At 70.5% G+C, this 25,316-nt stretch carries 25 protein-coding genes; 19 read left to right on the top strand and 6 right to left on the bottom strand.

Translation table 11 applies throughout. The features are described 5' to 3' along the window. The first annotated feature begins 493 nt into the window (after positions 1-493). From ACFYXF_RS09360 to ACFYXF_RS09315, 10 genes are all read left to right on the top strand, one after another. Positions 494-1,252 (top strand): SDR family NAD(P)-dependent oxidoreductase, encoded by a 759-nt coding sequence (locus tag ACFYXF_RS09360; protein ID WP_389348943.1) that lies wholly within the window; start codon positions 494-496, stop codon positions 1,250-1,252. A 48-nt stretch (positions 1,253-1,300) separates the two neighbouring features. Then, on the top strand, positions 1,301-1,654 hold the full coding sequence (locus tag ACFYXF_RS09355) for a YciI family protein (RefSeq protein ID WP_389348942.1): 354 nt from the start codon (positions 1,301-1,303) through the stop codon (positions 1,652-1,654). Position 1,655: 1 nt separating this feature from the next. Next, positions 1,656-2,990, top strand: coding sequence for a PLP-dependent aminotransferase family protein (locus tag ACFYXF_RS09350; RefSeq protein WP_389348941.1), 1,335 nt, complete (start codon positions 1,656-1,658; stop codon positions 2,988-2,990). Further along, positions 2,987-4,306 carry an ATP-grasp domain-containing protein gene (locus tag ACFYXF_RS09345; protein ID WP_389348940.1) on the top strand — a complete coding sequence of 440 codons (1,320 nt, stop codon included), beginning with the start codon at positions 2,987-2,989 and terminating at the stop codon, positions 4,304-4,306. Before ACFYXF_RS09350 ends, ACFYXF_RS09345 begins: the two co-directional genes overlap by 4 nt. 27 nt (positions 4,307-4,333) lie before the next feature. After that, on the top strand, positions 4,334-5,443 hold the full coding sequence (locus ACFYXF_RS09340) for an LLM class flavin-dependent oxidoreductase (RefSeq protein WP_389348939.1): 1,110 nt from the start codon (positions 4,334-4,336) through the stop codon (positions 5,441-5,443). Positions 5,444-5,479: 36 nt separating this feature from the next. Further along, on the top strand, positions 5,480-5,983 hold the full coding sequence (locus ACFYXF_RS09335) for a flavin reductase family protein (RefSeq protein ID WP_389348938.1): 504 nt from the start codon (positions 5,480-5,482) through the stop codon (positions 5,981-5,983). A gap of 171 nt (positions 5,984-6,154) precedes the next feature. Next, positions 6,155-7,837: a GH3 auxin-responsive promoter family protein gene (locus ACFYXF_RS09330; RefSeq protein ID WP_389348937.1), complete on the top strand. Its 1,683-nt coding sequence runs from the start codon at positions 6,155-6,157 to the stop codon at positions 7,835-7,837. Further along, complete coding sequence (locus ACFYXF_RS09325; protein WP_389348936.1) at positions 7,834-8,718, top strand: alpha/beta hydrolase; 885 nt, start codon at positions 7,834-7,836, stop codon at positions 8,716-8,718. The genes ACFYXF_RS09330 and ACFYXF_RS09325 overlap by 4 nt, the downstream gene beginning before the upstream one ends. Then, positions 8,708-9,934: an enolase C-terminal domain-like protein gene (locus tag ACFYXF_RS09320; protein ID WP_389348935.1), complete on the top strand. Its 1,227-nt coding sequence runs from the start codon at positions 8,708-8,710 to the stop codon at positions 9,932-9,934. The genes ACFYXF_RS09325 and ACFYXF_RS09320 overlap by 11 nt, the downstream gene beginning before the upstream one ends. A gap of 93 nt (positions 9,935-10,027) precedes the next feature. Next, positions 10,028-10,882, top strand: a complete 855-nt coding sequence (locus ACFYXF_RS09315; RefSeq protein ID WP_389348934.1) for an FAH family protein — start codon at positions 10,028-10,030, stop codon at positions 10,880-10,882. A gap of 21 nt (positions 10,883-10,903) precedes the next feature. Here the strand turns inward: ACFYXF_RS09315 and mnmA are convergent, their stop codons facing one another. Further along, a complete protein-coding gene (gene mnmA / locus ACFYXF_RS09310) occupies positions 10,904-12,028 on the bottom strand; it encodes a tRNA 2-thiouridine(34) synthase MnmA (protein WP_389348933.1) in 1,125 nt (374 codons plus the stop codon). 59 nt (positions 12,029-12,087) lie between these two features. Between mnmA and ACFYXF_RS09305 the strand changes: the two genes are divergently transcribed. From ACFYXF_RS09305 to ACFYXF_RS09295, 3 genes are all read left to right on the top strand, one after another. Next, positions 12,088-12,840, top strand: coding sequence for an N-acetylmuramoyl-L-alanine amidase (locus tag ACFYXF_RS09305; protein WP_389348932.1), 753 nt, complete (start codon positions 12,088-12,090; stop codon positions 12,838-12,840). Positions 12,841-13,051: 211 nt separating this feature from the next. Beyond that, a complete protein-coding gene (locus ACFYXF_RS09300) occupies positions 13,052-14,605 on the top strand; it encodes a multicopper oxidase family protein (RefSeq protein WP_389348931.1) in 1,554 nt (517 codons plus the stop codon). Between the two features lie 231 nt (positions 14,606-14,836). Further along, positions 14,837-16,420: an alpha/beta hydrolase gene (locus ACFYXF_RS09295; protein WP_389348930.1), complete on the top strand. Its 1,584-nt coding sequence runs from the start codon at positions 14,837-14,839 to the stop codon at positions 16,418-16,420. Between the two features lie 84 nt (positions 16,421-16,504). On the opposite strand, the gene ACFYXF_RS09290 is transcribed toward ACFYXF_RS09295, so the two are convergent. The 3 genes from ACFYXF_RS09290 to ACFYXF_RS09280 are packed head-to-tail and all read right to left on the bottom strand — an operon-like array spanning position 16,505 to position 18,153. Further along, the gene (locus ACFYXF_RS09290; RefSeq protein WP_389348929.1) at positions 16,505-17,668 is read right to left on the bottom strand and encodes a cysteine desulfurase family protein; all 1,164 of its coding nucleotides are present in this window, start codon (positions 17,666-17,668) and stop codon (positions 16,505-16,507) included. Between the two features lie 51 nt (positions 17,669-17,719). Beyond that, positions 17,720-17,995: a DUF4190 domain-containing protein gene (locus ACFYXF_RS09285; RefSeq protein ID WP_389348928.1), complete on the bottom strand. Its 276-nt coding sequence runs from the start codon at positions 17,993-17,995 to the stop codon at positions 17,720-17,722. Positions 17,996-18,000: 5 nt separating this feature from the next. Next, positions 18,001-18,153, bottom strand: coding sequence for a hypothetical protein (locus ACFYXF_RS09280; protein ID WP_369032394.1), 153 nt, complete (start codon positions 18,151-18,153; stop codon positions 18,001-18,003). Between the two features lie 125 nt (positions 18,154-18,278). Between ACFYXF_RS09280 and ACFYXF_RS09275 the strand changes: the two genes are divergently transcribed. Then, positions 18,279-18,905, top strand: a complete 627-nt coding sequence (locus tag ACFYXF_RS09275) for a TetR family transcriptional regulator (protein ID WP_389348927.1) — start codon at positions 18,279-18,281, stop codon at positions 18,903-18,905. Between the two features lie 144 nt (positions 18,906-19,049). Here ACFYXF_RS09275 and ACFYXF_RS09270 read toward each other — a convergent pair whose 3' ends face one another. Then, complete coding sequence (locus ACFYXF_RS09270; protein ID WP_389348926.1) at positions 19,050-19,421, bottom strand: hypothetical protein; 372 nt, start codon at positions 19,419-19,421, stop codon at positions 19,050-19,052. 324 nt (positions 19,422-19,745) lie between these two features. Between ACFYXF_RS09270 and ACFYXF_RS09265 the strand changes: the two genes are divergently transcribed. The 5 genes from ACFYXF_RS09265 to ACFYXF_RS09245 are packed head-to-tail and all read left to right on the top strand — an operon-like array spanning position 19,746 to position 23,941. After that, the gene (locus tag ACFYXF_RS09265; RefSeq protein ID WP_389349022.1) at positions 19,746-20,249 is read left to right on the top strand and encodes an RNA polymerase sigma factor; all 504 of its coding nucleotides are present in this window, start codon (positions 19,746-19,748) and stop codon (positions 20,247-20,249) included. Next, positions 20,246-21,109 carry a zf-HC2 domain-containing protein gene (locus tag ACFYXF_RS09260; protein ID WP_389348925.1) on the top strand — a complete coding sequence of 288 codons (864 nt, stop codon included), beginning with the start codon at positions 20,246-20,248 and terminating at the stop codon, positions 21,107-21,109. Before ACFYXF_RS09265 ends, ACFYXF_RS09260 begins: the two co-directional genes overlap by 4 nt. A 23-nt stretch (positions 21,110-21,132) precedes the next feature. Continuing rightward, positions 21,133-21,951: an ABC transporter ATP-binding protein gene (locus tag ACFYXF_RS09255; protein ID WP_389349021.1), complete on the top strand. Its 819-nt coding sequence runs from the start codon at positions 21,133-21,135 to the stop codon at positions 21,949-21,951. After that, positions 21,948-23,339 (top strand): hypothetical protein, encoded by a 1,392-nt coding sequence (locus ACFYXF_RS09250; protein WP_389348924.1) that lies wholly within the window; start codon positions 21,948-21,950, stop codon positions 23,337-23,339. The genes ACFYXF_RS09255 and ACFYXF_RS09250 overlap by 4 nt, the downstream gene beginning before the upstream one ends. 26 nt (positions 23,340-23,365) lie before the next feature. Further along, entirely contained in the window at positions 23,366-23,941 is a 576-nt protein-coding gene (locus ACFYXF_RS09245; RefSeq protein WP_389349020.1) for a hypothetical protein, read from the top strand. Between the two features lie 382 nt (positions 23,942-24,323). Here ACFYXF_RS09245 and ACFYXF_RS09240 read toward each other — a convergent pair whose 3' ends face one another. Next, the gene (locus tag ACFYXF_RS09240) at positions 24,324-25,184 is read right to left on the bottom strand and encodes a thioesterase family protein (RefSeq protein ID WP_389348923.1); all 861 of its coding nucleotides are present in this window, start codon (positions 25,182-25,184) and stop codon (positions 24,324-24,326) included. Between the last annotated feature and the right edge of the window lie 132 nt (positions 25,185-25,316).

The raw sequence follows: 25,316 nt of genomic DNA, 5'->3' as shown, positions 1-25,316 counted from the left end.
CTTCTTCCTCTTCGGTGTGGCCGAAGAGCACCCCTAGAGGATGGCGCCGGAACCGGTTCGCTTCCCAGGTTCCCGACGCCATTTCATCGACTGTTCACAGTACTTGGCCGAGCGGTGCAGCATACTTCCGAAGTGCCCGGACGACCGATGGACAGTACCCGGTCGGTGCGGTCCGGGTACAAGGGTCCCTGGTTTCCGTGTGTCGCGGCAAGCGGGCAACGGAATTTCCGAAACTCGTTGACAACGACCGAAGACAGATGTGAGCCTCTGGGAGGTGCCGAGGGGGCGGCCACCCTTCTGTGCCAGTTTGTTGCGTACGTCGGCGCGACACCGCGATCCGTACTTGCGACACAGCACACTTCGAATGCGAATCAGCACACACCATCGCCACCCGCAGCCCGATCACGATTCGGGCCGCTTGGCGTGGCGTTCTACCGAGCTTCCCTCACCAGGGCCCTGCTCGTTCAGGGCCGCCGACTTCAGTAAAGTTTGGGTGAAAAGCAAAGTGACTGCTCGTACCGCGCTTTTGATCGGTGCCGCCGGGGGGATTCTCTCGGAGGTGGCCAGAGGTCTCGCGAAGGAAGGGAATTCCCTCGTCCTCTTCGACAGGAACGAGGAGACTGTCACCCGCCTCGCCGACGAACTCGGCGAGGTGACGAAGACCGAGGCGGTCGTCGGTGACATCACGGACATCCCGGCCGCCGAGCGGCAGTTGACGGAGATCGTCGCCCGGCACGCGCCGTCGGTCCTGGTGAACGGCGTCGGTGGCGACACCCGGGTCATCGGCTACGCGGACCTCGACCGGAGCCATTTCGAACAGACCCATCTGGAGAACGTGATCAGCACCTGGATCGCGGTCAAGGTCTGCGCACCCCGGATGGCGGAGGACGGCTACGGCCGCATCGTCAACTTCGCCTCGGCCGGCGGACGTACATACAGCCACTTCAACAACGCCGCGTACGTCGGCGCGAAGGCCGCCGTGATCGGTATGACCAAGCAGCTGGCGTACGAACTGGCCGGCACCGGAGTGGTCGCGAACGTGGTCGCGCACGGGCCGATCGCCACCGACCGGGTCGCCGGCGCGTTCGAACGCCGTACCGAGGAGTCGAAGAGAGACGTCCTCGGGCGGCTGCCCATGGGGCGCTACGGCACGGTCGCCGAGGCCGTCGGCAGTGTGCTGCACCTGTGTTCCGAGAGCGCCGGCTACTCCACCGGGGCCGTGATCGACATCAACGGCGGCCTCTACATGTGAGGTCGCGCTACGCGCGTCAGTCCTGATTCTCACCGCAAGGAGCTGGGTGTGGCGAAGTTTGTCGTCGAATTCGAGTACAACGTCGACCGGGCCGGCCGCCAGGGCCTGCATCCGGCGCATGCCGAGAACCTCTACCGGCTGGCCGACAACGGTGTCCTGCTGCTCGGCGGACCGCTCGTCGGTGAGAACTCCGGGCTTCTGGTGTACGAAGTGGAATCCCGCGAAGAACTCCAGCGGATTCTCGACGAGGAGCCCTATGTCAAGGGTGGCGTGGTGGCCAGGACCCGAATTCAGGAATGGGAACCGGGGAAGGGGAGCTGGATCTCCGCGGTGAACTCGGCAAAGAATGCGTCAACAATCGCGTCGGCCGAGGAAGTTCCGGCCGTTGAGGGAGCCCACTGATATGACCCAGGTCTATTTCACCCTCGACTCGCTGCACGCCGGAATTGCCGATCCGGGCATGGACTCCATGCGCATCCTCAGCGAGACGGCACTGCGCTTCCCCGAAGCTCTCTCATTCTCCTCGGGAGCGCCCTACGACGGAAACCACGATCTGGCCAATCTCACTTTCTACACCGAGCGCTATATCAAGCACCTGCGCGACAAGGGCGTACCGGAACATCGCATCACCCGGCTGCTGTTCCAGTACGGGCCTGTCAACGGCCTGATCCAGGACGAGGTCGCCCTGATGCTGAAGCAGGACGAGGGCATCGACGTCCCGCCCGAGGCGATCATGATCACACACGGCTTCCAGGAGGCCGCCCTGGTCGCCCTGCGCGGCCTGTTCGCTTCCCCCTACGACGTCCTGCTGTCGGTGTCCCCCGCGTACGTCGGCATCCTGGGCGCCGCCCGGATGCTGGACATCCCCGTACGGGGCGTCCTGGAGGGCCCCGAGGGGCTCGACCCCGAGGCGGTGCGCGCCGCCGCCCGTGCCGTGCGCGCCGAGGGAAAGCGGCCGGCCGCCCTGTATCTGGTGCCGGACTTCTCCAATCCGTCGGGCACGGTGCTGCCGCTCGCGGCACGCGAGAAGCTGCTGGAGGTCGCCGCCGAGGAGGACTTCCTGATCCTGGAGGACAACCCCTACGGGCTGTTCGCGCGGGACGGCGAGTCGATGCCCACCCTGAAGTCCCTGGACGCCCGGGGCCGGGTGCTCTACCTCGGCTCGTTCGCGAAGTCGGCGTTCCCTGGCGCCCGGCTCGGCTATCTGGTCGCCGACCAGGAGGTCACCGAGGCCACCGACACCGGCGTCACCACTCGTACGCTGGCGCAGACCCTGTCCAAGGCCAAGGCGATGTACAGCGTCGGCTCCTCCACCCTCTCGCAGGCGGTGATCGGCGGCTTCCTGGTCGAGCAGAACTACGATCTGCGGTCGGCCACCCGGGAGTTGGCGGCCGTCTACCTGGAGCGGCTGGACGCGGTGCTGGACGCGCTGGCGGCGGAGTTCCCGGCCGGCGGTGAGCACGGCGTCACCTGGAACACCCCGCGCGGCGGCTTCTTCCTGGTGCTGAAGGTGCCGTTCACCGCCGACCTGGCGGCCATGGAGCGCTCCGCCCGTGATTTCGGGGTGAGTTGGGCGCCGATGAGCATGTTCTACCTCGAAGGCGGCGGCGACCGCGAGATCCGGCTCGGTTTCAGCAACCTCGCTCCCGACGCGATTCGGGAGGGCATCGCCAGGCTGGCACGCTTTGTCGCGGCAACTCCCCGCGAGATACCCGAACCATCCGAAGGACAGGCATGAGCGTTTCCGAGACCCCCGCTTCCCAGGCAGCAACTTCCCAGGCCACAGGCGCAGTTGACGGTGCCGAGGCCGTCGCGACCGTCGCCGTGGTCGTCGACGGCTACTCCGCCGGCAACTTCTACCCGGCCGCGTTCACCGCCCTCGGCGCCCGCGTGATCCATGCGCAGACCACGGCGGAACTGATCCCGACGATGCTCGCGCCCGACCTGACGGCGTACGAGCAGAACCTCGTCAGCACCGACGAGACCGAGCTGGCCGGGCTGCTGCGCGCCCACGCCCCGGCGGCCGTGGTGCCGGGCCAGGAGTCCGCCGTACGGGCCGCCGACCGGCTCAGTGAGGCGCTCGGGGTGAAGTCCAACGGCACCGCGCTGTCGGTGGCCCGCCGGGACAAGTACGAGATGATCGAGGCGCTGCGCCGGGCGGGGGTGCGCTGCGCCGACCAGTTCAAGAGCGACGACGCCTCACTGATCGTCAAGTGGGCGGAGGACCAGGGGCGTTGGCCGGTGGTCGTGAAGCCGCTGGACTCGGCCGGCTCGGACGCGGTGTTCGTGTGCCAGGACGCCGCCGAGACGCGTACCGCCGCCGAGAGCGTGCTCGCCGGGCGGACCATCTTCGGCAACGCCAACACCGAGGCGCTGGTCCAGTCGTACCTCAAGGGCACCGAGTACATCGTCGACACGGTCAGCGCCGACGGTCACCAGTATGTGTGCGGGGTCTGGGAGTACGAGAAGACGCTGCTGCCGACCGGCCGCAACATCTACAACCGGGACATCCTGGTGGCCCCGGACGCCGACCCGGTGCCGGCCCTGATCACCTATGTCACCGAGGTCCTCGCGGCGCTCGACGTGCGCTGGGGGCCGACGCACGCGGAGGTCATCGTCACGGACGAGGGCCCGGTCCTGGTGGAGATCGCCACCCGCCTCAACGGCAACCTGAACCCGGCCTTCCAGGACCTGTGTCTGGGCCACAACCAGGCGGGGCTGTCCGCGCTGGCGTACATCCGCCCGGCGGAGTTCGTCGAGCGGTACGGCGACGGCGTGTACCGCAAGCTCCAGTCCGCCTACACCTACAACGCGCCCACCGTCCTGGACGGCGTCGTGTCGGCCGTGGACCAGGAGACGGTGGCGGCGATCGACGCGCTGCCGAGCACGGTCGTCACCGCGGTCAAGTACAGGCCCGGGTCCCGGATCCGGCCCACGAACGACCTGATGACAGCCGCCCTGCGGATCTATCTGACCTCCCCCGACGACACCCTGCTCGACGCCGACTACGAGCGGGCACGCGCCCTCAAGGACGCGGTCTACCAAGTGAACTGACCTGTACCGGCTCTCTGGAGGAACACAGTGCACAGCCGTATCGGCCTCTTCCTGTCCCCCGTTCACGAGACGGGCCAGGATCCGCATCTGGCGATCCACCGCAACCTCGACCTGGTCGAACTGGCCGACCGGCTCAACTTCGACGAGGCCTGGTTCGGCGAACACCACACGCTGGGCTGGGGGTTGGTCGGCGCCCCGGAGACCCTGATCGCCGCCGCGAGCCAGCGCACCCGGCAGATCAGGCTGGCGCACGGGGTGGTACCGCTCTCCGGGCACCACCCCTTCCATGTGGCCAGCCGTGCCGTCCATCTGCACCACCTCACCCGGGGCCGCTACATCCTGGGCGTCGGCCCCGGGGTGCCGTTCGACGCCACGATGTTCGGCCTGGACGGCAAGGAGCAGCGCAAGCGGCTCGACGAGGCGTTGCCGACCCTGCTGGAACTCGTCAACGGCGAGGAGCGGGTCACGCAGAAGACCGACTGGTACGAACTGGTCGACGCCAAGCTCCAGTTGCCCCGTTTCGGCCCCGGCCCGATCGAGGTCGCCCTGGCCACCTCCGGCACCTCGGTGACCAGCCCCCGGCTGATCGGCCGCTACGGGCTCAGCATGACCTCGTTCGCGCTGCCGTTCGCGCTGCTGACGCCGGGCGCCCCGGAGCACATGGGCCTGGCCCAGCAGTGGAAGCACGCGGAGGAGGCGGCCGACGAGTACGGGCAGACGCTGCGCCGCGAGGACTGGCGGGTCGCCCTGCCCGTCCATGTCGCCGAGACCCGCGAGCAGGCCTTCGCCGAGGTCCGCGAGGGCTACGACCGCTGGCTCTTCGAGTACTTCGCCAAGGCGGCCGGCCGTGACGTCCTGGCGCCCGGCGCCTCCCGGGAGACCGCCCTGGAGGCCCGGGTGGAGGCGGGCGGCGCGCTGGTCGGCTCGGTCGACGACGTCGTGGACGGCGTCCGCCGCATCCAGGAGGCGACCGGCGGCTTCGGCTCGCTGCTGGTGTACGTCGCCGACTGGACCTCGTACGAGAACACCAACCGGAGTCTGGAGCTGCTGGCCCGGCAGGTGGCCCCGCGGATCACCGGTGCCGCCGCCCGTCCGCAGGAGGCCGTGGACTGGGCGATCGCCCAGCGGGCGAAGTAGCCGGCTCCCAGGTCCTGACCGAGGGGAAGACATCGCATGCCGGAACAGTCCGCGCCGACCTCCGTACCCCTTGATCAGCGCTCGTTCCGCGACATTCTCGGCCGCTTCACCACCGGCGTCGTGCTCGTCACCGCGCAGGCGGCGCACGGCCCGGTGGGCATGGCGGTCAACTCGTTCACGTCCGTGTCGCTGGAGCCGCCGCTCGTCGCCCTGTGCGCGGGCCGCTCCTCGACCACCTGGCCCGGCATCCGTGCGGCCGGGCGGTTCGCGGTCGGCATTCTCGGCGAGGGGCACGCGGAGTTGTGCCGGCTGTTCAGCGAGCGCGGGGCGGATCGTTTCTCCGGTCGGGAGTGGGCGTACACGCGGGCCGGTCATCCCGTCCCCGCGGGGGTGCTGGGGTGGCTCGACTGCGAGATCTCCGTGATCCATCCGGCGGGCGACCACGAACTGGTCGTTGCCGCCGTCATCGAGGGGGCGCTTACGGGGGCGGCGGCGCCCCTGGTTTTCCATGCGGGGCGCTTCCGCGGGCTCGCCGTGTAGCTCCGCTGGTGCTGTCAGTTCGCTGCGGCGCCGTCGTGGCTGGTCGCGCAGTTCCCCGCGCCCCTGAAGGGGGGCTGCGCCCCCCAATCCCCCCAATCCCCGCTACCGGCGATCCCGGTGGTGTCACAGGTTCTCGAAACTAGCCGACAAGCTTAGGGAGATGCTGAAGTCGTGGGCGGTTCGCAGCACTGGGAAGAGCACTGGAACAGGCGTCGTGTCCCCTTCCAGGAGGAGTGCCGGCGGGCCCGGGCGGCGCTGCTGGGCGACCTCGGGGACCCGGGGGCGGCCCAGCGGCGGGTCCTCGCGGACATCGTCGACGTGTGCCGGAACTCCCTGCACTGGAAGGAGCGCGGCTACGACACCGTCGAGTCCGACCCGAAGAGCTTCCGGGACGTCCTCCCGGTCCGGCGCTACGACGACTTCGCGGCCGAGATCGACCGCGAGACCCGGACCAAGGGCGGTGTCCTGTCGTGCAGCCCGGTCCTGCGCTGGCTGAAGACGAGCGGGACGACCGGGTCGCCCAAGCGGGTCCCGTACACCCTGCACTGGCTGCTCACGTACCGGATTCCGGCGATGCAGGCGATGTGGGGCACCTACCTGGACCTCCACCCCGCGATCCTCGACGATCCGTACGCCACCCTCGACACCCAGACCGTCCACGAGAACGTCGACGACTTCCTGTACGGGGTGCAGTACCAGGCGATCAGCAACCGGCATCCGCGCATCAACAGCCGGGACTGGAACCCGCCTTGGGCGATGGCACCCTGGTTCGGCCTGGAGGCGCCCTCCTCGCACGCGGGCCGGATGTACCACCGGATCCGCCATCTCGTGGGCCGACGCCTGCGGTTCGTGTCGGCGATCAACCCGAGCACCCTGATCTCGCTGCGCGACCTCATCGCCGAGCACGGCCCGGAACTCGTCCGCGACCTGGCCGCCGGCACCCTGGCGGGCCGCCCGTACGGCGACCCGGATCCCGAAGCCGCCCGGCACCTCCAATCCGTCCTGGACCAGGGCGAGTTCACCCTCACCGACGTGTGGCCCTCGCTGGGCGCGTACAGCTGCTGGCTGTCGTCCTCCGCCGGGCTCTACCGGTCGAAGCTGGACGCGGTGCTGCCCGGGGCGCGCGCGATGCCGTTCATGAGCTGCGGTACGGAGGGGGTCACGACCCTGCCCGTGGACCGCTCCCTGGACAGTCAGCCGCTCGCGGTCGGCCAGGCCTTCTTCGAGTTCGTGCCGGCTGAGGTGGAGCTGGGCAGACTGCTGGACGCGGGCGAGCACATCGACACGCTGCTGTTCGACGAGGTCGAGGCGGGCCGCGACTACCACCTGATCATGACGCAGGGCAACGGCCTCTACCGGCTCTGGAGCGGCGACATCTACCGCGTGGACACGATCCGCGACGGTGTCCCGTGGGTCCATTTCGTGCACCGCGACGGCGTCTTCCACTCCTTCACCGGCGAGAAGATCACCGAGGTCCAGGTCACCGAGGCGATCGAACAGGCGCTGACCGCGTACGGCCTCGCGGGCGGCCTCTATCTCTGCGGGCCCCGCTGGGCCGAGCCCCCGCACTATGTCGTGGTCGGCGAAGTCCCGCGCCCCGGCACCGAGTTGGACCACCGGCTGTCCGACGCCGTGGACCGCGCGCTCGCCACGATCAACATCGAGTACGCGAGCAAGCGCACCAGCGGACGCCTCGGCGCCCTGGAGTTCCGCACGGTCGGCCGCGACACCATCGCCGCCTACACCGAGTCCCGGCGCCAGCTCGGCAACGCCACCCAGTACAAGTACAGCCCCTTCCAGAAGGACACCGACTTCGTCGCCGACCTGGTCGGCGGGGCGGGAGTACCCCGGTGATCGAGACGAAGAGGCCACCGCAGAACGTGCGCCGCGAGATCATCACACTCTCCGTCGACGGCATCGACCTCGCACTGCACCTCTGGCGTCCGCGCGGGGAGACCAAAGGCGCCGTCTTCTACTTCCACGGGCTTCAGTCCCACGCGGGCTGGCTGTGGGACGTGGGACCGCAGTTCGCCGACAACGACATCGCCTTCTTCGTGCTGGACCGGCGCGGCAGCGGTATCAGCGGCGGCGAACGCCAGGACGTGCCGGACGTCGGCACGATCGTCGCCGACTACGTCACCGCGATCACGCACACCCGTGAACTGATCGGCGACGACGTCCCGTTGACCCTGTTCGGGCACTGCCTCGGCGGCTCCTTCCTGGCCGCACTCCTCCACCACCCCGACTTCACCGTCCGCTACGACGCCACGGTCTTCTGCTCGACCTGGCTGGGCCGGCTGCACGCGGTGCTCGGCGAGGGGGAGCGGGCGGCGCTGACCGCCGAGACGAGCACGGAACCGTGGGACGCGGGGCTGAAGTCGGCCGACTTCACGGACGACCCCCGCTACCGGGAGTTCATCGACAACGACGACCTGGCCGCCCGGACCCTCACCCGCCGGTCGCGGGCGGTCCTACTGGCTCTGGAGAGCCTCTACTTGGACCCCGGCCGCCCCCAACTCCCTGACGTACCGGCCGCGTTCGTGTCCGGGCTGACGGACCCCATCGTCGACCTCGACGCGACCCGTGAGGTCTTCCAGGGGCTGTTCTCCGACGGCGGTCTGGTCGTCCAGTTCCCCACCGACCGGCACTATCTCTTCTACACGGACGTCAGCCGCAGTCTGGTCGACTGGACGTCCACGCACACCCTGCTCCAGGGGCTGGACCGTGGCGTCTGAGGCGCGGCTGTACCGGGTGGCGCTGCCGATGCGCATCGGCTTCGACCACCCGGCGGCCCGCCGCCGCACCAGCGACAGCCTGGTCCTGCGCCTCACCGTCGACGACGTGACAGGCATCGGGGAGTGCGCGCCCCGCTCGTACGTCACCGGCGAGACGACCGACAGTGTGGCGGAGGCCCTGCAACGCGTCCCGCTGCACGCGCTGTTCGGGCGCCTGTGCACCACGCCCCCGGCGGACCTCGCGGCCCAACTCCGCGCCGACGGCTTCGAGTCGACGTTCCCCGAACTCTTCGCCCACACCCTGGGGACGGCCCCCGGCACCAACCTGGTGTGCCTGCTGGAGACGGCCGTACTGGATCTGCTGTGCCGTCAGTTGGCCGTCCCTGTAGGCGAGTTGGTGTTCCCGGGGGCCGTCGAGCTGCCGTCCGTCCCCGTCTCCCAGGTGCTGGATCTGAGCATCGGTGTCGAGGAGTTCCTGGACACGCGCGGGCCCTTCCACTTCGTGAAGGTGAAGGCGTCCGACGACATCGAGCGGGACATCCGCACGGTGGTCGCGATCCGGCGTCGGCTCGGCGCGGACGTGCCGGTGATGGTGGACGCCAACATGAGCTGGACGCCGGAAACGGCCGCGCCGCACGCGCACCGGCTGCGCGAAGCGGGCGTGGACCTCGTCGAGGAGCCTCTCCCCCGCCGCTCCTGGGCCGATCTCCGCGCTCTGCGCCGGGCCACCAGCGTCCGCGTCCTGCTCGACGAGTCGGTGTGCACGGCGGCGGACGCGCGGGCCGCCGTGGCCGCCGACGCCTGCGACGCGGTGAACGTCCGGGTGTCCAAGAACGGCGGGTTGCTCGCCTCGGCCCGGCTGGTCGAGTACGCCCGTGCCGAGGGCCTGGGCTTCCAGATCGGCGTGCAGGTCGCCGAGACAGGGCCGTTGATCAACGCGAGTCGGGCATTGGCCCTGCGCAGTCCGGATGCGTTGGCTGTCGAGGGCGGGCAGTCCGACCGGTTCTTCGCGGAGGCGGACGCGATTGTGGCTCCGTGGCCGGTTGTGGACCGGCGTACCAACACGATCGGCCCGTTCGAGGGGGCGGGATTCGGTCTGCGCCTGACCGGGCGGGCCTCGCGTTGGACTGCTCTGACCTGGACGGACAGGCAGTCGTGGCTGCGTGTTGCCTCCGGCGGTGAGCAGGTTGTCGGCCGCGGGTCCGGTGGGGGCTGATCGCGCAGTTCCCCGCGCCCCTTGAGTGCTGCGCCCATCAAGGGCGTGGGCTCGTCCCGCATGTCATCCGTTCCGCCTGGAGGAGAGCAACCCATGACCGTCCTTTTTGAGTGCTTGTACGAAGGTGAGCGGTACGTCGGGTTCGGTGGGCCCGAGGACACCGTTCTCGCCCTCTTTCCGCTCGCCGGCGTCGATCCGCGTGCCGCGGTTCTTGCCGCCGCCGGTGACACCCCTGCCCTGCTCGCCGCGCTGACCGAGGGCCGCGAGCCGGTGACCGCGGCCGTGACGGACGTACGATTCCGGCCACCGCTGCTGCCCGACTCGGTCGGGGACGCGCTGGTCAGCGGGTTCATGGCCACCCACAACGTGAAGGCGGACTCGGGGGCGCCGACCCAGCCCAACTGGTTCTTCAAGGGGCTCGGCGAGGTCCTGAAGGTCTCCGGCGAGCCGCTGCGCGTGCCGCAGGACGCCGTCGCGGTGACCGAGGAGGCGGAGGTCGTCCTCGTGTACGTCGGGGACGCCGACGGCACCCCGAAGTACGCGGGGTACACCTTCGGCAACGACCTCACCGACATCGGGCGGTTCAAGCGGCACGCGGGGCATCTGTCGTACGCGAAGCTGTGCGACGCGGGCATCGCGCCGTATCTCTTCCTGGGCACTCCGCCGCAGCAGGTCACCGGGCAGGTGACCGTCGAGCGGGACGGGGAGGCCGCCTGGCAGGGGCCGTTCACCACGGGGGTGAAGGCCCTGCACTACGGGCTGCGGGACATGACGGCCGGGCTCTTCGCCAACGCGTCGCTGCTGCACCCCGGCCGGGTGCACTACGTCTACCTCGGCGCGGACCGCAGCAGCTTCCACCACGGCTTCACGATCGCCGACCGCGACCGCGTGACCATCGACTTCGCCACGCACGGGGTGACGCTGTCCCATCCCCTGCACTGGGGATGAGGGCGCCGGTCGTACGTCGGCTCAGGACACGCCCGCCGTCGCCCTGGTCGTCGTGGCGATCGTCGCCGAGCCGACGACGCGTGTGCCGTCGTACAGGACGATCGCCTGGCCCGGCGCCACCCCGCGCACCGGCTCGGTGAACGTCACCTCCAGGGTGCCGTCGACCAGCTCGGCGGTCACCTCGGTCTCGCCGCCGTGGGCACGCAGCTGGGCGGTGTAGGTGCCGGGGCCGGTGGGTGCCGCTCCGCACCAGCGGGGCCTGATCGCCGTGAGGGCGTCGACGTCGAGGGAGGCGGCCGGGCCGACCGTGACCGTGTTGTCGACCGGGGAGATGTCGAGGACGTAGCGCGGCTTGCCGTCGGCGGCCGGGGTGCCGATGCGCAGGCCCTTGCGCTGGCCGATGGTGAAGCCGTACGCCCCCTCGTGGGAGCCGACGACCGCGCCGGACTCGTCGACGATGTCGCCCTCGGCCTTGCCCAGCCGGTTCGCGAGGAAGCCCTGGGTGTCGCCGTCGGCGATGAAGCAGATGTCGTGCGAGTCGGGCTTCTTGGCGACCGCGAGACCGCGCCGCTCGGCCTCCGCGCGGATCTCGTCCTTGGTGGTGAGGGTGTCGCCGAGGGGGAACATCGCGTGGGCGAGCTGACGGTCGTCGAGGACGCCGAGGACGTACGACTGGTCCTTGGCCATGTCCGAGGCGCGGTGCAGTTCGCGGGTGCCGTCGGCCAGCGTGACGACCTGCGCGTAGTGGCCGGTGCAGACCGCGTCGAAGCCGAGGGCGAGGGCCTTGTCGAGGAGCGCGGCGAACTTGATCTTCTCGTTGCAGCGCAGGCAGGGGTTCGGGGTGCGGCCCGCCTCGTACTCGGCGACGAAGTCGTCCACCACGTCCTCGCGGAAGCGCTCGGCGAGGTCCCAGACGTAGAAGGGGATGCCGATGACGTCGGCCGCGCGGCGGGCGTCGCGGGAGTCCTCGATGGTGCAACAGCCACGCGCGCCCGTGCGGAACGATTGCGGGTTCGCGGACAGGGCGAGATGGACGCCGGTGACGTCATGGCCGGATTCCGCCGCCCGGGCGGCGGCTACGGCGGAGTCCACGCCGCCGGACATGGCGGCCAGTACGCGGAGGGGCTGCTGCGAGGTGTGAGTCATAACCCTTCCAGGGTAAGGGGCGCGGGGAACCGGGGCGCGCGAGTATCCGTTGCGATCACATGGAGGAAACACAGGCTCGCCGGGAGACCGGCCGCGGCCTTCCGCAGGACGTGCCCCGCCAGTCGCGCAGCGAGGGTCACCGGAGAGCCGCCGCGAAGGACGGCGACCGGCGGATCGGGCGGCGGGCCCTGCTCATCGGCGGGGCGGTGGCCGCCGTCGCCACGGGCGTGCTCGCACGGGACGAGCTGGGGCGGATGTGGTGGCGGGTGCCCGGTGTGACGAAGCCGCGCAAGGAGGGCGAGGTCGACTACGCGGGGGCGCGCTGGGTGGCGGCCTCCTCGGCGAACTGGCGGATGGCGGACCGGCCCGACGACTACGCCGTGGACCGGGTGATCATCCATGTCACCCAGGGCAGCTTCGACAGCGCGGTGAAGGTCTTCCAGGACCCGGCACACGGGGCCGCGGCGCACTACATCGTGCGCAAGGACGGGCACGTCACCCAGATGATCCGCGAGCTGGACGTGGCGTTCCACGCGGGCAACCGGGAGTTCAACGAGCGGAGCGTCGGCATCGAGCACGAGGGCTTCGTGGAGAAGCCCGAGGACTTCACGGACGCGATGTACGCGGCCTCGGCGCGGCTGACGGCGAGGGTCTGCGCGCGGTACGGCATACCCGTCGACCGGGAGCACATCATCGGGCACGTGGAGGTGCCGGGGACGGACCACACCGACCCGGGGAAGGGCTGGGACTGGGAGAAGTACATGGGGCTCGTCGCCCGGGCGACCACTGCGCTCACCCGGCAATCAGCGTGACACACATCACACACCTCGGATCATGAGCCTTTGATGAGAGCAGGCCGCCCGAAGTGTCCCGCCCGCCGATCCTGACCAGCGGGACGCCAACTCGCCTCACCTCTCATGGAGTTGATGATCCGCCCGGTGATTTCAGGTTCCACAGATTGGTGCGGGACCTCCTAGGTTCGCCTCAGTCTTTACACAGTCCTTAGGCCAAGGCTCCGCTGCCATGAGCCACACAAACGAGCCCGTCGACTCGACGGAACAGCAGCGCAAGGGTGCCCACGCGAAGCGCGACCGGGTCGGCGACAAGGGCGAACGACACCGCAAGGGCCTGCACAGGCGGAAGTTCCTCGGCGGCATGGCCGGGGTCGGGTTCGCGGCCGTCGGCGCGGCGACGGGAACCTTCGCCCTGCTGACCGACGGCAACACCTTCAAGGCCTCCGCGGCCGACACCACCCTGAACATCCCGGACCTGCTGGAGGGCACCACCGCCGACGGCACCACGACGTTCACCCTGACCGCACAGACCGGCACGGCCGAGGTGCTCAGCGGCGTCACGAGTACGACGGCCGGCTACAACGGGTCGCTCCTCGGCCCGACCATGAAGTGGACCAACGGCAGCACGGTCCTGCTGAACATCACCAACAACCTGGGCGACGACACCAGCGTCCACTTCCACGGTGCCCACATCCCGCCCAAGATGGACGGCGGCCCGCAGAACGCCTTCGCCGACGGCGAGACCTGGTCGCCGACCTTCGAGATCAAGGACGAGGCCAAGACCCTCTGGTACCACCCGCACGCCCTGGGCACCACGGCCGAGCAGGTCGTCCACGGCCTGGCCGGGATGATCATCGTCGAGGACAGCTCGGACGCCTCGGCCGCGCTGCCGAGCGAGTACGGCGTCGACGACATCCCGCTCATCCTGCAGTGCCTGGCGGTCGACACCAGCGGTGACATCAAATACAACATCACCGGCTACCTCACCTCCGGCAACAGCTACCCGCTGCTGTGCAACGGCACCAACGTGGACGCGACGACCCTCGGCTTCACCGCCACCAAGAAGCGCACCCGCTTCCGCGTCCTGAACGCCTCCCCCTCCGACATCCTGACCATCCAGCGCGGCGACGGCGGCACCCTGACCCAGGTCGCCACCGACCAGGGCTATCTCACCGAGGCCACCGAGGTGGCCTCGATCCGGCTGGTGGCGGGCGCCCGCGCCGAGTTCGTCCTCGACCTCGAAGCGGCGGTCACGCTCCAGACGGTGGTCACCACCGGCTGGATCCGGGGCGGCAGCGGCACGTACGACTTCCTGACCGTCACGCCGGACGCCTCCGACACCCCGGACGACCTGCCGACCACCCTCAACACGATCACCCGGTACGACACGACCGACTTCGCCGCCCGCACGATCACCCTCGGGCAGAGCGGCCAGCTGATGACCATCAACGGCTCCGCGGGCACCACCATGGACTCGATGGCCACGATCATGACCACGCTCGACGCCGAGGAGATCTGGACGATCACCAACTCCACCCAGCTGGAACACTCGTTCCATCTGCACGACGTGCCGTTCCAGCTGATCGAGATCAACGGCGAGGAACCCACCGGCGTCGACCTCGGCTGGTTCGACACCTACGAGGTGGTCGGCGGTGGCTCCATCAAGATCGCGATGAAGTTCACGGACTTCACCGACGACACCTACATGTACATGCTCCACTGTCACCTCCTTCAGCACGAGGACGAGGGCATGATGGCGGCCCTCATGGTGATGGACAGCTAGCACCTTCCCGCCTCCCCTGGGACGGTTGCCGCCGGCAGTGGAAGTGCCGGCGGCAGCCTGCTGCGGAAGGTAGACCAACAAGCACCACACTGTCGACAGTTAGCGCAGATATCGAACGAGATCCCTAGGAATCAGTCCGAGTGTCGACACTCGATCGAGTCCGGTGACGAACTTCCTGACGATCCGTCAGTTTCCTTGGGCTGTGGGGCAGTTGAGGTCATGCTGTGATCCATGTCAGCCCCCACATACACATCCAGACGCAGGCTCGCGGCCGTCGCCGTGGCGGCCTCCGCGCTCCTCGGCCAGTTACTGACCGGCACGGCCACCGCGGCCGTCCCTGCCTCTCCGGCAGGCTCCATAGCCTGGCAATCCTGCGAATCCCCGTACGGCGAGGGCGAGTTCGAGTGCGGGACCCTCGCGGTCCCGGTGAACTGGCAGCACCCGGACGGCACGACCGTCGACCTGGCCCTCGTCCGGCACCGGGCCACCGACCCCGACCGGCGGCTCGGCCCGCTGCTGCTCAACCCGGGCGGCCCCGGCCAGTCCGGGGTGAACCTCGGCCTGAGCGCGCCGTTCTCCTTCTCCCCCGAACTGGCCGCCCGTTTCGACTTCGTGGGCTTCGACCCGCGCGGTATCGGCGCCAGCGCGTTGATGCGCTGCGACAAGGAGAGGGTGGACGCCCGGCGGGCCGCGCTGAGCCCGACGGACGAGGCCTCGTTCCAGACCCTCCGCGAGGCCAACCGCGCCCTCGCCGACAACTGCCGCGAGGTGTCGGGACCGCTCGCCGACCACATGGACACCCAGAGCGTCGCCCGGGACATGGACGCGATCCGCGCGGCTCTCGGCGAGCGGCGGATCAGCTACTGGGGCGGCTCGTACGGCACGCTGATCGGCCAGCAGTACGCCGAACTGTTCCCGCACCGGGTCCGCGCGATGGTGCTGGACTCGAACATGGACCACAGCCTGGGCGCGTGGGGCATCCTCAAGACCCGTACGGAGACCCTGGAGGCCTCGTTCGGCGAGTTCGCCGACTGGTGCGAGCGCACGCCGAGTTGCGATCTGTACGGCCAGGACGTGCGCGCCCTCTTCGCGGCGTACTACGCGGCGGCCGAGGAGGGCCGCCTGATCTACACCCTCTCGAACCGGCCCTTCCCCGCCTCGACACTCCTGAGCTCCGCCTACAGCTACATGTACGACCCGGACGACTGGGCCACGTTCGCCTTCATCCTCTCGAAGATGACCGTGGTGGCCGAGGCCCCGGCAACGGCGACCGCAGACACGGAGACGGTCACGGCGGCGGCCGGCACCCCGGTGGCGTTCACCTACGACCCGGTCCTGTGCCAGGACTTCGACCTGGACGTTCCCTCGTACGAGACGACGGCCCGGTACAAGGCGGAGCTGGCCCGGATCGCGCCCCTCACCCGGGTGGCGTCGCTCGGCTGGTCCTACATGACGAGCTGCCAGAACTGGACGGACCGGGTGGCCAACCCGCAGCACCCGCTCCGGGTGAACGGCACCCCACCGATCCTGCTGACCAACAGCCGCTACGACGTGGCCACCCCGCACGCCTGGGCGGCGAACGCGGCCCGCCAGATGGGCCGCGAGGCAAGGCTCCTGACGTACGACGGTGTCGGCCACATCACGTACTGGCGCAGCCCATGCATGCGCGAGGCAACCGACACCTACCTGACGACCCTGACACCCCCGGCACCGAACACCCACTGCCCGGCAATCTGGCCGGGCAGCAGCGAAGCAGCGGCAAGCCAACTGGCGCCTGGCGCGGCCCTGGTGAACCCGATACCGAACCTGAGCTGAGCCGCGCCCCAAAGGGGCGCGGGGAACTGCGCGACAAGCCCCCACCGGCCCGCGGACAAAGGAACCGCCTGCCCAGCGGAGCGCTCAGCTCAAACCGGCAGCCCGGGCCCGCTCCACCGCAGGCCCAATCACCTTCGCCACCGCCTCCACGTCCGCCTGCGTGGAGGTATGGCCGAAGGAGAACCGAAGCGTCCCCCGAGCCAGGTCGGGATCCGTACCCGTGGCCAGCAGGACATGGCTGGGCTGCGCCACCCCTGCCGTACAGGCGGAGCCGGTGGAGCACTCGATCCCCTGCGCGTCCAGCAGCAGCAACAACGAGTCACCCTCACAGCCGGGAAACGTGAAGTGCGCGTTGGCGGGCAGCCGGTCCGCCGGATCGCCGCCCAGAATCGCGTCCGGCACCACCCGCCGCACCTCCGCGACCAGCGAGTCCCGCAGCGCCCCGATCTCGTGCGCGAACCACTCCTGCTGCTCGGCGGCGATCCGCCCGGCCACCGCGAAGGAGGCGACAGCGGGCACATCGAGGGTCCCGGAGCGTACGTGCCGCTCCTGACCACCGCCGTGCAGCACGGGTACGGGGCTGTACTCACGGCCGAGCAGCAGCGCGCCGATGCCGTACGGGCCGCCGACCTTGTGGCCCGAGACGGTCATCGCGGCGAGCCCGGAGTCGGCGAAGGAGAGAGGCACCTGGCCGAAGGCCTGCACGGCGTCGGCGTGCAGGGGGACGCCGAACTCGGCTGCCACGTCGGCGAGTTCACGGACCGGCATGATCGTGCCGATCTCGTTGTTGGCCCACATCACGGTGGCCAGGGCGACGTCGTCGGGGTTGCGGGCGACGGCCTCGCGCAGGGCGTCGGGGTGGACGCGGCCGTACGCGTCGACGGGGAGGTACTCGACGTCGGCGCCCTCGTGCTCGCCGAGCCAGTGCACGGCGTCGAGGACGGCGTGGTGCTCGACGGGGCTGGCGAGGACGCGCGTACGGGCCGGGTCGGCGTCGCGGCGGGCCCAGTACAGGCCCTTGACGGCGAGGTTGTCGGCCTCGGTGCCGCCGGAGGTGAACACGACCTCGCTGGGCCGGGCGCCGAGCGACTCGGCGAGCGTCTCGCGGGCCTCCTCGACCGTACGCCTCGCTCTGCGGCCGGCCGCGTGGAGAGCGGAGGCGTTACCGGTGACGCCGAGCGTCGCGGTCATTGCCTCGACCGCCTCCGGAAGCATCGGGGTGGTCGCGGCGTGGTCGAGGTATGCCATGGTGTCGTGATTCTACGGCGCCGTGCCGACGGAGAAACGGGTGGACCCCGGTCAGAAGCTCCACGAGACGGTGTGGTCGAGCTGCATGAGGGTGACGAGCACGACCAGGTCGGCGATGCCGAGACCGAGGCCGAGGAGGGCCCGGCCGCGCCGCTTGGTACCGCGCCAGAGGGCGACGGCGGCCAGGACGATGGCCACGGGGCCCAGGAAGATGTTGAGGACCAGCAGGCCCAGCAGTCCGACGACGAAGGACGCGACGGCCATGCCGTCGGCGTCGCGGGGGCCGGTGCGCTCGGTACGGCCGGTGGCCGACGCGGTGAGTTGCATGGTGATCAGCTCCGACGGGCGAGGCGCTCACGGAGCGCGAAGATGCCGAGCCAGACGGCGATGCCGGCGGCGGCCAGGACGGTGAACGAGACCGGGACGTGGGCGACGGTGCCCAGCATCATGCCCAGCAGCAGAAGGACGGCCACGAGGAAGAACATGGGAGGAGATCCCTTTCGTTCGTTACAGTTCAGTGAACGGTTGTAGTTACACTTGTTCACTGACTCTTGAGTCTAGCGCGCCGCCCGGCTTTTCAATTACAGAGAACAGTTGTTAACTGCATGGCATGAGTCACACTCTCGGCATCCGACAGGCCCAGAAGCAGAAGACCCGGCAGGCGCTCCTGGACGCGGCGCTCGCCCTGTTGGAGGACCAGAGCCTGAGCAGCCTCGGCCTGCGCGAGGTCACGCGTGCCGTCGGAGTCGCCCCGACCGCCTTCTACCGCCACTTCCGCTCCACGGCCGACCTGGGCGTCGCCCTCGTCGAGGAGGCGCTCGGCAGCCTGCACCCGATGATCGCCACGACGGTGTCCGGGTCGGGCGACAGCGAGGACCGCATAGTCCGCGCGGTCGACCTGATCGCCGGTCATGTGCGGGCACAGCCCGCGCACGTCCGCTTCATCGCGCGCGAGCGGCACGGCGGGGTCCAGCCGGTCCGCGAGGCCATCCACGGCCAGCTGGCCCGGTTCGCCGAGGAGGTACGGGACGCGCTCGCGGAACAGCCCGAGTCGGCGGGCTGGACGGAGGAGGATCTGCTGATGCTGGCGGGGCTGTACGTCGACCAGATGCTGATGACGGCGTCGCAGTTCCTGGAGACCCTGGACGCGCCGGCAGCGCAGCGCGACCAGGTGGCCCAGGTTGCCACGCGGCGGATGCGGTTGATTGCCATCGGGCGTCGGCACTGGCTGGGGTGAACTGTTCGGGGCGGAGTTTGGTGCTTCGGCTGCGGGCCGGTGGGGGCTGGTCGCGCAGTTCCCCGCGCCCCTAAAAGCAGGACGCGGCGCGCCCGTCGATTCGAGCGCGCCGCCTCATGTCGTACCCGTATCCCCTACGGCGTGTCAGCCCTGCTGCTGGGCCTGCTGGCCCTGGCCACCCTGACCGCCGCCCGGGCCGCCGCCGCAGCCACCGCCGCCGCCCTGGCCGCCACCGCCACCGCCGGGGCCGCCCGACGGCATGCCCGAGGGGGCGCCGGACGGGGCCGCGCCGGTCGGCGCGCCCGATGGGGCTCCTGACGCGCCGTCGGTCGGGGCGCCGCTGGGGGCACCCGATGGGGCGCCGGACGGGGCGCCCGAGGGTGCCTGGCAACTCTGGCTGGACGTGCCGGAGTTGCCGCTGGTCGAGGTCGACGAGTCACCCGAACCGCAGGCGGTGAGGACCAGCGGGGACAGCGCCAGCAGGGCAACGGCGGGGACGAGACGCACACGCTTCATGAGAAACAACTCCAGGAAAGATGAGGGAGTTTCGAGGCGGGCATCGAATCAACGGCACCTAGCGCTTCCTTGGGCCCGCCCTGTTCCCTGCCTGTGCGTCAGGCAAAGCGCCCCTATAAGAACGGCTCTGACCTGGCCTTTCTCCTCAACGGCCAACTACCCGCTGGTACAGGGCCGTGACAGAAGCATGAGAGCGCCACCCCCTGCGTGACGGGGGTCACGTCCAGAGGAAAACCCGTGGGCCCGCTCGGGCGTCTAGCCGGTGTGAGATCAGTCAGGGCAGCAGCGCTGCATCAGGTGGACGAGGAGCGTCTCGTGCGGCTGGTGGCCAAGGGCGACCGGGGCGCGTTCGAGGAGTTGTACCGGCGTACGTCGCCGTGGCTCGCGGTGCGGCTGCGTCGGCGGTGTGCGGACGAGCAGATCGTCGCCGAGGTCATGCAGGAGACGTATCTGGCGGTGTGGCGCGCGGCGGGTGCGTTCGCGGGGGCCGCGGTCGGTGGGACGGCCGTCGGCTGGCTGTGGACGATCGCGGCGCGGCGCCTGGTCGACGCGTTCCGGCGCAGGGCCCACCACGCGGAGCCGCCACCGGCCGCCTCCGGGCCCGAAGTGGCGCCCGCCGCCGAGGAGTTGGCGCTCGCCGAGACCGTCGGCGGTGATGTCGGGGACGCACTGCGGTGCCTCGCGCCGGAGTTGAGACAGGTACTGCAGGCCATGGTGCTCGACGGGCTGTCCGTCCGGGAGACCGCGGTCCTGCTCGGGCTGCCCGAGGGCACGGTCAAGACCCGTGCCCGCCGGGCCCGGATCGCGATGCGGAGGGCGCTGGCATGAGTGGGGAAAGTGTGGAACACGCGTCGGCGCGGATCATCGAGGGGTACGCACGCGGCGGCACCGGCCTCGCCGCCGACGAAGTGTGGGCCGTGGAGGCCCACTTGGAGATGTGCCGGGAGTGCCGGGACCGGCTCTCCGCCGCCGTCGGCGCCGGGGTGCCCGCAGTGGCGGCGCTGGTCGGCAGCGTGTGGTCCGGCCTCGAACCGCAGTTGGCGGCCACCGCCCCGATGCCGCGCGGGCGGCGCTGGTCGGGGCGGCTGTCGCGGTGGATGACGCCCACGATGGTGCCGTGGCTGGCCATGGTCGTGGCCGTGACGCTGGTGGCCCTGCTGCTCGACCTCGCGGACTCCGGCTCGGGTTCCGGCTCCGGCTCCGGCTCCGGCTCCGGCTCCGGTGACGTCTCGCTTGTGCTGCTGCTCGCGCCCGTTCTGCCCGTGCTCGGCGTCGCGGCGTCCTGGTCGCGCGGGCTCGACCCGGCGTACGAACTGACCGCCTCGGTGCCCAGGGCCGGGCTCCAACTGGTGCTGCGGCGCACCGCGTCCGTGCTCGGTGTGGTCGTGCCCGCGCTGCTGGTGGGCGGGTGGGTGACGGGGGTGATGGTGGCCCAGTGGCTGCTGCCCTGTCTGGCGTTCACGGCGACGACCCTGGCGCTCGGCGGTGTCGTCGGGGTGACCCGGGCCGCCGTCGCGCTGGCCGCCGTATGGGCCGCCGTGGTCGTGGCACCGACCCTGGCCGCCGGCCGTACGGCCCTCGTCCTGCGGGCGGACGGGCTGCCCGTGTGGGGGCTGCTCCTCGTCCTCGGCATCGGGGTCGTGATCGCCCGCAGGGGCGCGTACTCCGTGCTGGGAGCGCATCGATGACCATCAGAAAGGCAGGACCGACCATGACCTCCGCCGTGAGCGCGGCCGACATCGCGCCGACCACCTACGCCTGGGAAATTCTGGCGACCGGGCTGAGGGTCAGGGTCGGCAGGAAACGGATGGCCGTCGACGGCCTCGATCTGTCGCTGGGCACCGGTGTCCACGGTCTGCTCGGTCCCAACGGGGCGGGCAAGACCACCCTCATCCGGACGCTGGCCACCGTGCTGCGCCCCACCGAGGGCACCCTGGAGCTGCTCGGCGAGTCCGTGGGCGGTGTGGCCGGCATGGGTGAACACCGTGCGCTGCGCCGTCGGATCGGCTATCTGCCGCAGGAGTTCGGCTACTACAAGCGCTTCACCGTGCGCGAGTTCGTCGAGTACATGGCGTGGCTGAAGGAGGTGCCGAAGGCGGAGATCCCCGGGGCGGTGCAGCGTGCCGTGGAGCGCGTGGGCCTCGCGGACCGTGCCGACGAGCGGATGAAGGCGCTGTCGGGCGGCATGGTCCGGCGGGTCGGTATCGCCCAGGCCATCGTCAACGACCCGACGATCCTGCTCCTCGACGAGCCGACGGTCGGTCTGGACCCGGCGCAGCGGCTGCGATTCCGGGAGCTGCTCCAGGAGTTGGGCACGGACACCTGCGTGCTCGTCTCGACGCACCTGGTGGAGGACGTCGCCGCCGCCTGCACCGACGTGGTGGTCTTCGCCGAGGGCCGGCTGGTCTTCCAGGGCCCGCCGGACGAACTGGCCTCGATGGGCGGCCCGGAGCACCCGGGCGACAGCCCACTGGAGCGCGGCTACTCGGCGCTGCTCCTCAACCCCGAACAGGTAAGGGGCACTTGGTGAACACCCGTGTGCTGCGTATCGAGTTGAGGCGTTCCGTCGCCCCCTGGGCCGGTCTCGTGGTCCTGACGACCGCGCTGGCGTTCCTGTATCTGCTGGACGGCACGTGGTGGCGGGGCACCACGGCGTGGACGGCCCAGTGGACGTCCCTGGCCATGTGGACGCGCTCCCTGCTGTTCTACCTGTGGCCGATCGCCGTCGGCCTCGGGGCACTGCAAGGCCTGCGCGACCACCGCTCGAAGATGTCCGAGCTGCTGACGAGCACGCCGCGGCCCGCCCGGTACCGCGCGGCCCTGCTGGCGGGCACGACGGCGCTCACGCTGGCCTCGGCCTTCGCGCTCCTCGTCCTCGTGGGCGGGGTCCAGGTGCTCGCGCACACCGAGTACACGCACCTCGGCTGGCTGCCGATCTCGCTGATCGGGGCAGGCTTCCTCGTCGCCGGTGCAGTGCTCGGCATGGGCGCCGGGCGGGCCGTGCCGTCCGTGCTCACCCCGCCCGCGCTGGCCATGACCGCCTTCGTGTTCACGGCCCTCATGCACATGTCGCTGGGCCGGACGGACAAGCCCACGGCGGACGGGTTCACGATCACGGAGCCGAACCGGATCTCGCTGCTGTCACCGGAGGTGGAGGAGGTACGCAGCGTGATCGTCACGCTCTCCGCCTCCGTGCACCTCGGGCAGACCGTCTGGCTGCTCGGCATGGCCGCGACCGGCTTCGCGCTGCTGGTCGCCGTCACCCCGCGCGCCCGGCTGACCGCCCTGACGCCCGTCCTCGCGAGCGCGGCGATCGCCCTGCTCGTCCTGCCCTCCGACCCGCGCCGGATGTACATAGTCGACAAGGCGGCCGCCGAGTCGGTGTGCGACGGCCCGGTGTGCGTGACCAAGGCACACCAGGACCGGCTCGCCGACCTGGCGGGCCCCGGCAAGGAGGCACTGCGCCTGCTGCGCACAGCCCTGGGCGCCGAAGCGCCGGTCTCGGTACGGGAGAACACGGCCGTACTGCCGCACGGCTCCACCCCGAAGTGGTCCCGTACGACCGTCCTGCTCGACTTCGACGACGACCTCGTCACCGCCGCGAAGGGCGAGGAGCTGACCCGGGCCCTGGTCGCCAAGGGCATGGTGCCGGGGTGCTCCCCCGTCGGCTGGAGCAGCGTAGGGGGAGACGACATCGCGCAGACCGTCGCGGCGGGCTGGGTCCTCGGGGACCTCAAGCGGCTCGACGGCACCGACTCCTTCTCGGGCGACCCGCTCGTCGAGAGCCGCCCGGTGTGGAAGAAGCTCATGGCGATGCCACGGGCCGAACAGCTCGCGCGGATCAACGCGATGCGCGCCGCCGCGCTGTCCTGCAAGGCCGACGCGTTCGAGGTGCTGTCCGGCGGTGCGTCCCGTTGAGAGGGGTGACGACAGCACGGCTGCCGGTGAGATGGCTGACGCTGTACGCGCGTTCACGGCAGGTGCCCGCGTCGCTGACCGCCGTGCTGATCAGCACGGTGGCGGTGTGGGCGCTCGCCCGGGACGGGGGCGAGGGGTCCGGTGATCCCCGGCCGATCGTGCTCGTCCTGGCCACGGGTGCGATGGCGGCCTCGATCGGGCTCGGCGGCCAGGACCTCGCCCTGGACCGGACGGCCGCGATCCGCTGGGTGCCCCGCAGAGCGGCGCACGTACTGCTCGCCGGTGCGGTCGTCGCAGCGGCGCTGCTGGCCGTGCAGGCGATGGGCGGGGAGACGGCCACGCCCGCGTTCGTCGTCCGGGACACCGCGGGCCTGATGGGCCTGGCAGCCCTGGGCGCGGCGCTCTCGGGCGCCCAGTACGCCTGGACGCTACCGTTCGCCTGGCTCTCGCTCGCGTTCGTCGCCCCACCCCCGACGAACACGCCGATACGGGTGGCGACCTGGATGCTGCTGCCCTCCGGCACGGCAACGGCGACCTGGACGGCCGTGGCCCTCACGGTCGCCGGCACCACGGCCTACGCGATCACGGGCCCGAGACACTGACCGAACCGGGCCACAGCCCCGGCGCCGACAGCGGCCGCCGGTCCACCCCTGGACAGCCCTCGCCCTCACGGATCGCCAGCACCGCGGCGTACTGCCGTCGCGGGCCCGAGGCGGTACCGGGCCACAGCACTGGGCCACCCAACCGGCGCCGACAAGCGGGCGCCAGCCATCCACTGGACGGCCCTGACCCTCACGGTCGTCGGCACCACGGCCTACGCGGTTGCGGACCCGAGACGACAACCGGCCGACACCACCGGGCCGGGGCCACCCGCCCGCGCCGCCCGACCGGCGCCGACAAGCAGGCGCCGGTCACCCACCCGCACGCCTCACCCGAGCCGTACACCTGGCCCGAGCCAAACACCTCACCCGGGCCATACGCACCTCACCCGAGCCGCACGCTGGCCAACTGTCGTGACTGGGCGACCAGTCGGTCCGTGCTGTCCCAGATCTCCGCGTCCTCCTCCAGGAAGCCGCCGGCCAGGTTGCGGGTCGTTATCGCGATCCGCAGTGGGCCCGGGGCGGGGCGGCAGCGTACGTGCACGGTCAGTTCGACCGTCGGGACCCAGCCGGAGAGGCCGATCTCGAACGCCGTCGGCGGCAGCGCGTCGACGGCGAGGAGCAGCGAGAGCGGGTCCGCGTCGCGGCCGTCGGCGAGGCCGAACCAGGACCGCATCTCGCCCTTGCCCGAGGGTGCGCCGACCGCCCAGCCGAGGGTGGACGGGTCGAGCTTGAGGAACAGCCGGTCGGCGATGGCGGAGCGGCCGGCGACCCGGTCGGGCGCGTCCTGCGGGCCGAAGCACTGGTCCATGGGCGGTATCGCGGGCGGCTCGGCGGTCGTCCGGACGTCGTCGGGAAGGGCGTCCAGGTCGCCGTAGGAGGCGAGGACACGGATCCGCTCGACCTCCTGGCCCTCGTCGTCGTACTGGAGGAGCGAGGCCTGGCCGGTCGACAGTCTGCGGCCGGTGCGGACCACGTCCGTGCGGACGACGGCCGGACCGGGACGGGACGCGGTCAGATAGTGCGCCGAGATGGTGAAGGGGTCGGCGTGCGGGAGGGCGTCCGAGAGGGCGCGGCCCAGCACGGCCAGCAGATAGCCGCCGTTGAGGGCGTTCTGGATGGTCCAGCCGACGTTGAGGTCGATGTCGTAGACGCCGGTCTCGCGGCGGGTGACAGCGGTGTCGCGGTCGAACTCGCTGTCGCCGATGGTGGCCCGCGCGGCCTGGGCGGAAGCTGCTTCTGGCATGCGTGAACGGTACAACAGAGAAATACTAAGCGGTAGCTTTTGCCGCCGAACTCCTCACCGCCTGCGCTTGGTAAGTGTCCGGAATGTCTTGGGTAAGGGTTTGCGCGAGGACGTGACCCCGCCCGCCCGATC

Source organism: Streptomyces sp. NPDC002680 (genome assembly GCF_042889145.1).
Lineage (GTDB): Bacteria > Actinomycetota > Actinomycetes > Streptomycetales > Streptomycetaceae > Streptomyces > Streptomyces adonidis.
This window is presented reverse-complemented; position numbering and strand designations above follow the sequence as displayed.

Coding starts and splice junctions, on each gene's coding strand:
- ACFYXF_RS09350 (WP_389348941.1), top strand. CDS start 1,656: ATGACCCAGGTCTATTTCACCCTCGACTCGCTGCACGCCGGAATTGCC.
- ACFYXF_RS09345 (WP_389348940.1), top strand. CDS start 2,987: ATGAGCGTTTCCGAGACCCCCGCTTCCCAGGCAGCAACTTCCCAGGCC.
- ACFYXF_RS09335 (WP_389348938.1), top strand. CDS start 5,480: ATGCCGGAACAGTCCGCGCCGACCTCCGTACCCCTTGATCAGCGCTCG.
- ACFYXF_RS09315 (WP_389348934.1), top strand. CDS start 10,028: ATGACCGTCCTTTTTGAGTGCTTGTACGAAGGTGAGCGGTACGTCGGG.
- mnmA (WP_389348933.1), bottom strand. CDS start 12,028: ATGACTCACACCTCGCAGCAGCCCCTCCGCGTACTGGCCGCCATGTCC.
- ACFYXF_RS09305 (WP_389348932.1), top strand. CDS start 12,088: ATGGAGGAAACACAGGCTCGCCGGGAGACCGGCCGCGGCCTTCCGCAG.
- ACFYXF_RS09300 (WP_389348931.1), top strand. CDS start 13,052: ATGAGCCACACAAACGAGCCCGTCGACTCGACGGAACAGCAGCGCAAG.
- ACFYXF_RS09295 (WP_389348930.1), top strand. CDS start 14,837: ATGTCAGCCCCCACATACACATCCAGACGCAGGCTCGCGGCCGTCGCC.
- ACFYXF_RS09290 (WP_389348929.1), bottom strand. CDS start 17,668: ATGGCATACCTCGACCACGCCGCGACCACCCCGATGCTTCCGGAGGCG.
- ACFYXF_RS09285 (WP_389348928.1), bottom strand. CDS start 17,995: ATGCAACTCACCGCGTCGGCCACCGGCCGTACCGAGCGCACCGGCCCC.
- ACFYXF_RS09280 (WP_369032394.1), bottom strand. CDS start 18,153: ATGTTCTTCCTCGTGGCCGTCCTTCTGCTGCTGGGCATGATGCTGGGC.
- ACFYXF_RS09275 (WP_389348927.1), top strand. CDS start 18,279: ATGAGTCACACTCTCGGCATCCGACAGGCCCAGAAGCAGAAGACCCGG.
- ACFYXF_RS09270 (WP_389348926.1), bottom strand. CDS start 19,421: ATGAAGCGTGTGCGTCTCGTCCCCGCCGTTGCCCTGCTGGCGCTGTCC.
- ACFYXF_RS09260 (WP_389348925.1), top strand. CDS start 20,246: ATGAGTGGGGAAAGTGTGGAACACGCGTCGGCGCGGATCATCGAGGGG.
- ACFYXF_RS09255 (WP_389349021.1), top strand. CDS start 21,133: ATGACCTCCGCCGTGAGCGCGGCCGACATCGCGCCGACCACCTACGCC.
- ACFYXF_RS09240 (WP_389348923.1), bottom strand. CDS start 25,184: ATGCCAGAAGCAGCTTCCGCCCAGGCCGCGCGGGCCACCATCGGCGAC.